This is a genomic window from Bacillus badius NBRC 15713, assembly GCF_001591605.1.
Lineage (GTDB): Bacteria > Bacillota > Bacilli > Bacillales > Domibacillaceae > Pseudobacillus > Pseudobacillus badius.
Genome location: NZ_BCVF01000034.1, coordinates 40,560 through 46,656, shown reverse-complemented (window position 1 = coordinate 46,656; position 6,097 = coordinate 40,560). Strand labels below are relative to the sequence as shown.

Genomic DNA, 6,097 nt, shown 5'->3' with positions numbered 1-6,097 from the left:
AACAAAAAAAGAACAGCTTCTGCTGTTCTTTTAATTTGTCTATCAGAGAAGTTCGGAATGATCTCATTCTGAACTTCTCTTTTTATTTTTTAAGATGGTTTTCAAGTCATTTGAGAGAAAGATAGAGCTCTCCTAGCCGATGATTCAGACCATTTTCGCGCTCTGCTAAGTTCAGCGGGCCGTACTTTTCTTTTGCACCTGCGAATACACTTCCTTTTGGATTTACGCTTATTCGCACTAGCTTTCATATGGACAGAGTCCAGAAAAACGTGTCAGCTTTTTCTCGGTAGCTATTTTTCAGATACGATAGAAGATCTGTTCAACCAGGTCGGTGTTTTTAAAATGGTGAACCTATATATCGCCTAATATGGAAAAATAAAGAAATACATATCGATCGCTGCCTCCATTTGATTTCTCCACTCTGTTGATTGGAACGGAAGGCGCGAGAAGACTCCTGCGGGATCAGTGTGACAGGGAGACCCCGCAGGCGTTTTGACACCGAGGAGGCCCGCCGCCCGCTCCGCGGAAAGCGATGCGCCTGAAATGGAAATCAACAGATCCCATTTGCAAGCAAGATAAAAAGACTGCAGATAAACTTCAATTTTCATTGAGTTTGTCTGCAGTCTAAAAGATCAGCTTTTTCCTATACTTTTTATAAACTAGTGCCTAAACATCAAGGCTCTTTCGTCAAGCGAAAGGGCCTTGATGTTTAATGGCTGCTTATATAAACAAAGTACCAATGAGACAATAGGCAATGATCACGACAAATAAAATCGTGAGATGATTAAGTGAGAAGATAAACATCGTGGTTGCCCATTTATTCGGTGACATTTTTTTATAGCCGATGATACTTAAAGCTAGCCAGGCACTGCTCAACAGAAAGGCGACGATTGTAATGCCGATGTTTAAAGGAATAAACAGCAAACTCCCGGCAATTAAAGCTGTCAGGTATACATTAGTTTGCAAGTAGGTACGCTTAAATCCTTTCACCACTGGAAGCATGGGTACATTCGCGGCTTTGTATTCATCATATTTTCGAATAGCAATAGCATAAAAGTGAGGCATTTGCCAAAGTACCATAATGATAAAAAGCCCAAGAAGCTCAAGGTGCATTAAATCCGAAGTAATGGCAGCCCACCCTATAAGCGGAGGCATCGCTCCAGAGATGCTTCCAATCTCCGTATTATAAATCGTATGACGTTTAGTCCACATAGTATAGGGTACAACATAAAGAAACAGTCCGCAAAAACCGAAAAATGCTGCAAGCGGCGAGGCCAAGGCAAGAATGATCAGTCCTGTTAAGGCCATTGAAATACCTAGGACAAGGGCTGGCTTAGGCTGAATGGCCCCTGTCACAGTTGGTCGTTTCTTCGTTCTCTCCATGATAGAATCGATATCACGGTCGTACAAATTGTTAAAGGTGCCTGCTGATCCAATAACAAGTGCGGCCCCAATCAGGGTCAAAAGAATTTCTGGGAGTTTTTCAACCGGGCTTATATCATTTATATATAACGCTAACGCCAATCCAGCTAATACAGCGATTAGATTCGACTTAATAATGCCTGTCTTAATAGTTTCCGCCAAAACATTCGATAAATGCTGTTTTGGCATGGCTAGAGAGGCTTCTTGAACACTTCTATTTATTTTTGCGTCACTTCGCATTTTTCCCCCTCTTTTCCTTTTAAAATATATCTATGCTTTGTTAGTTTATCATATTTTGCTCATGAGCGGTGCAGGAGCTTTGACAACTTTAGAACAACTGAGCAGAATTAAATTCATTTAAAACAAAATGTGTAAAATTCAAAAAGTATTCACCGGTTGAACTCATCGAAGGGCATATAATCATGGGGGCATTTCTTAGATAGCTTATTGAGATTATGTTTATTCTTTAGTAATATCTAGGATGAAAGTACGTATATATGTATAGATATAGCTTGAATAAGTGTAATGATAATTTTACTGCTTTGACAGTTTTGCATATAAAATGATGGGGGAATAGAAGTGGCGGAGCACAGCATAGAAAAGAAGCACCTGTCTGAATCGATGGAGTGGCTTAGTAATAGTATAAAAGAGCTTTTTTTGCTAACAGATGGCAAGGGCAACATTAAATTTTTAAATTTGCCATTTGAACAGCTTTTACAGTGTCCTTTATCAGAGGTATCAGATCGCTCTTTTGTGACATTTGTACATCCTGAGGATAGAGAAAAGGTAAAGAGAAATCTGCTCTTTCGAAAAAAAGATGAACCTTTTCGCCCATTTACCCACCGTTGCCTTCTTCAAAACAATATTTGTTTTTCTCTTCGTTGGGAGACATCAGAAAAGGCTGAGGACGGATGGATGAGAACGGTTGGTTGTTTAGTAGATACAGAGACAACTGCTGAAAAGCCAAAAAGGCAGATAGGAGAGGGGGAGCTGTTGCTTCTCGACAGCATTGAAAATATTAATGAGGTGCTTTGCATTTACGATATCGAAAAGAACGAGCCTTTGTATGCCAGCCCTTCTTTTGAGTCTTTTTGGGGATTTAGCGTGGAACAATCCTATAAAAATCCGGAGGTTGTGAGCAGCAAAATACGTAATGTCAGCTTAAAAGAGTTACAGGGCTATTTCTCTACGCCCTCAGATAAACCGCGGGAAATGGAATTTGAGCTGCAGGGAGAAGAAGAGTTCTCCAAATGGGTATTGACAAAAATAATTCCGATCGTCGGCGAGGAAGAGAAAATTAGCCGGTATATGTGTATATCTTATGATATTACTCCGTTGAAAGAGCAAGATCTTCTAGTGAAAAAATGGGATAAGCTAGGAATGATCGGACAGCTGGCGGCTGGCATTGCTCATGAAATCAGAAATCCCTTAACGACTATTAAAGGATTCCTGCAGCTTCTCGGGCAGGAAACAAACACTCCTTATCAGGAGCTTTTGCTGTCGGAGCTAGAGAGGATTGAATTTATTATGAATGAATTCTTATTCCTTGCCAAGCCTCAACAAGATTTAAAGCTGGAAATAAAGAACCTCAATAAAGACTTAACGGATATTGTCGACTTTATGAGGCCTGAAGCTGTGTTAAATAATATACAGCTCGATCTTGAATGTGATCCCTCGCTACCATTGGTCTATTGTGAATCTAAGCAAATTAAGCAGGTCATGATGAATTTAATTAAGAATGCTGTTGAAGCGATGCCGACAGGGGGAAATATTTCTATACAAACAATGGCGAAGCCGGACGGATATGCGATGATTAGGGTTTGCGATGAAGGAATGGGTATTCCAAAAGAGAGAGTAAAGCGTTTATTTGAACCGTTTTATACGAGTAAGGAAAAAGGGACAGGGCTAGGGTTAATGGTGAGCAATCAGATTATTGAGAACCATAAAGGCACGTTGGTTTTTTCAAGCGAGGTGGGAAAAGGCACGACTGCCTGTATTCTTTTGCCGGGAGCAGAGAAAGAAAGGCTCGTTTAATCGAGGCTGGTTTGTTTAAATAAAAAAGGGCTGCTTTCCATTCCGGCAGATGTTTTCTGCGGGCACGGCTTCAGACACTGATCCATTTTGGGATCTTCCCGCTTGCGCTGTCCCCGCAGGAGTTGCCGCCTTCATTCGAGAAAAATCAATCCTTTTTCTTCCTTGTTTTTATTTTAAAGCCTTATTCAAATAAAAAAGACAGTCTTTTTAAGACTGTCTTTTTGCATGTATTAGGGAGTAATTTGTGAGGCAGGTAAGGTAATGATTTTCCCGCCAATTTGTATGTGAATTGTATCATTAAAAATGGCTTTCACGATACCCTTTAAAGAAACGGTTGAATCTACAGAGATTTTGTTTGTTTCAGCATTTGCCGCCATCCATCTCAGCCTCCAATCAGGTAATTGAAATCAAGCAGATGTAAACTATAGAGTAATTATCGCATGGACATATAGACGGTGTCAATTTAAGATCTGCCGGATAATTTTCTATACAGCTTGGAGAAAGTCTTATATCGTTCTCCCACCGCACCAACGAGTTCAGCAATCATGTGAAGAACAGCCAGCAGCAACAGCAAGATGGCAAGTGAAGCCCATAAAGTAGCTGATGACAGCAAAATGGCTGCAACACTGAAAAGAATGCCAAAGCCGTAAATGACAAGCACGGTATTCCTGTGTGATAACCCTAGATCCAAAATTCTGTGATGAAGGTGAGATTTATCCGGCGCCGAAATCGGTTTTTTGTTAATGATTCGGCGAATGATCGCAAACATCGTATCGAACACAGGCACTCCTAAAATGATAATCGGAATGATAATACTAAAGAGCGTAACACTTTTATACAAGCCGAGCAGAGACAAAATCGCAATAACGTATCCGAGAAACAACGCGCCCGTATCCCCCATAAATATCTTGGCTGGATGGAAGTTATAGCGCAAAAAGCCCAGTGTGCTTCCTAGAACGATTAAAGCTAACGTTAAAATTAATTGTTTTCCGGAAAGAGCTGCCAGAATGGCGATAGACGCGATTCCAATTGATGAAATGCCAGCCGCTAAGCCATCTAATCCGTCAATTAAGTTGACTGCATTCGTTATTCCTACAATCCAGAAAATTGTAAACGGATAAGCAAAAAATCCAAGGTGAATCTTTTCGTTAATAAACGGAATGGTAATAAAGTCAATGGTTAAACCTGAACTGACAATCAATACAGCAATCAGAATCTGACCGATAAATTTAACTTTAGCCGATAGTTCATACAGATCATCTAAAATGCCAAGCGCAACAATTAGCAGGGCTCCTATGCAAATCGTAGCTACACGCTCTTCGTACAGGCCTGAAGCAAAAAAGCCGGCCGCAACACCAATAAAAATAGCCAGGCCTCCCAACCTCGGCATTAAGGTTTGGTGTACTTTTCTTTCATTTGGTTTATCTACTGCTCCAATTTTTATCGCGAATTTAATGACAAAAGGTGTAACGATCAAAGCCGTAATGAACGACACCGTGAAAGCTAAAAAAAGTTGTAGGTCCAATTTATAAAGCTCCTTTACAACTGAGTTTTATTAATCTATCAATTAATAAAGAACAGTTTCTGAAATTCTATGCGCTTAATTTGATAATAAAAGAAAGTCGCAAATAGCACAACAACTATTACCCTTATTAATAATAACTCAATCTTTTTGTCGAGAAAAGAAGGGAAAATGCCTATAAGCTCTAAAAACAGGGAAAAAGTCTAAATATGCGACGCCATTCGATTTTTTCTGCATGCATGATCAAGATGTGTGAGGGCATCTTAACGTATTATACAACAAGAGAGGGGCTGCTAGCGAAAGATTTTGATGAAGTCCTCTCGGAAAGAGGAAGAGATTGTTATTGCTTAGGAGGATTGAACGCTGCAGCTGATCATTTACATTTTTCGCGCTGACCCATACAATCATATGGAGGAATGGAAACAATGTGATGTTTGGACAGGCCGGAGGTTATAGAAAGATGAAAAAGACGATCTTTTGGGGTAGTTTATTGTTTTTCGCACTCTTAGCAGTGATGGTTAACTCCCAGCTATTAGAAACGTATGACCGGTCCATTATTTTATTTTTTGAAAAGATACGGACAGGATTTTTCAACGGCTTCTTTTATCTATTTACCGAAATGGGTTCGATCAAAACACTTCTGCCTGCAGCTGTGTTGATTTCGATTGGATTGGCAGTAAAACGGCACTACTGGGAGGCCTGCTTTTTCATGCTGGCATTCTGGGGATCAAGAGGAGCAAATCATTTGCTTAAAGGGATGTTTGAAAGAGAGCGTCCGGCTTTCAATTCCCTGATCGAGGCCGGAGGATACAGTTTTCCCAGCGGTCATGCGATGAATGCAACTGTTTTTTTCGGTTTTTTGTTTTATCTATTCATCTATGTTCTTCACAAAGGAAACAATCATTTCACCGCGTGGCGACTAACAGTAATTGTCCTCGTGACGCTAATTGCTGTGAGCCGTGTCTACTTAGGTGTTCATTATTTAACAGATGTGATTGCCGGCGCGTGTGCGGGCTTGCTGTTTCTAGGGCTCGTGGTTTATTTATATAGATTTGTTGTGAGCCGAAAGAGCCTGCGGCAACAGGCAATGGGTAAAAATGAATAAACAACCATCCAATA

The 6,097-nt window shown here is 40.3% G+C and carries 6 protein-coding genes; 2 read left to right on the top strand and 4 right to left on the bottom strand.

Features of this window, described 5'->3' with window-relative positions:
* Positions 1-362 precede the first annotated feature (362 nt).
* Positions 363-608, bottom strand: a complete 246-nt coding sequence (locus tag BBA02S_RS15420) for a hypothetical protein (RefSeq protein WP_041113537.1) — start codon at positions 606-608, stop codon at positions 363-365.
* A gap of 112 nt (positions 609-720) precedes the next feature.
* The gene (gene cyoE / locus BBA02S_RS15415) at positions 721-1,662 is read right to left on the bottom strand and encodes a heme o synthase (protein ID WP_041095843.1); all 942 of its coding nucleotides are present in this window, start codon (positions 1,660-1,662) and stop codon (positions 721-723) included.
* Positions 1,663-2,337: 675 nt separating this feature from the next.
* On the opposite strand from cyoE, the gene BBA02S_RS15410 reads away from it, so the two are divergent.
* A complete protein-coding gene (locus tag BBA02S_RS15410) occupies positions 2,338-3,456 on the top strand; it encodes an ATP-binding protein (RefSeq protein WP_169799372.1) in 1,119 nt (372 codons plus the stop codon).
* Between the two features lie 230 nt (positions 3,457-3,686).
* On the opposite strand, the gene BBA02S_RS21050 is transcribed toward BBA02S_RS15410, so the two are convergent.
* Positions 3,687-3,833: a hypothetical protein gene (locus BBA02S_RS21050; RefSeq protein ID WP_169713110.1), complete on the bottom strand. Its 147-nt coding sequence runs from the start codon at positions 3,831-3,833 to the stop codon at positions 3,687-3,689.
* Between the two features lie 86 nt (positions 3,834-3,919).
* Positions 3,920-4,981 (bottom strand): glycosyltransferase family 4 protein, encoded by a 1,062-nt coding sequence (locus BBA02S_RS15405; RefSeq protein ID WP_041095845.1) that lies wholly within the window; start codon positions 4,979-4,981, stop codon positions 3,920-3,922.
* Positions 4,982-5,438: 457 nt separating this feature from the next.
* Between BBA02S_RS15405 and BBA02S_RS15400 the strand changes: the two genes are divergently transcribed.
* The gene (locus BBA02S_RS15400) at positions 5,439-6,083 is read left to right on the top strand and encodes a phosphatase PAP2 family protein (RefSeq protein WP_169799371.1); all 645 of its coding nucleotides are present in this window, start codon (positions 5,439-5,441) and stop codon (positions 6,081-6,083) included.
* The last annotated feature ends 14 nt before the right edge of the window (positions 6,084-6,097 follow it).

Coding starts and splice junctions, on each gene's coding strand:
- BBA02S_RS15420 (WP_041113537.1), bottom strand. CDS start 608: ATGAAAATTGAAGTTTATCTGCAGTCTTTTTATCTTGCTTGCAAATGG.
- cyoE (WP_041095843.1), bottom strand. CDS start 1,662: ATGCGAAGTGACGCAAAAATAAATAGAAGTGTTCAAGAAGCCTCTCTA.
- BBA02S_RS15410 (WP_169799372.1), top strand. CDS start 2,338: ATGAGAACGGTTGGTTGTTTAGTAGATACAGAGACAACTGCTGAAAAG.
- BBA02S_RS21050 (WP_169713110.1), bottom strand. CDS start 3,833: ATGGCGGCAAATGCTGAAACAAACAAAATCTCTGTAGATTCAACCGTT.
- BBA02S_RS15400 (WP_169799371.1), top strand. CDS start 5,439: ATGAAAAAGACGATCTTTTGGGGTAGTTTATTGTTTTTCGCACTCTTA.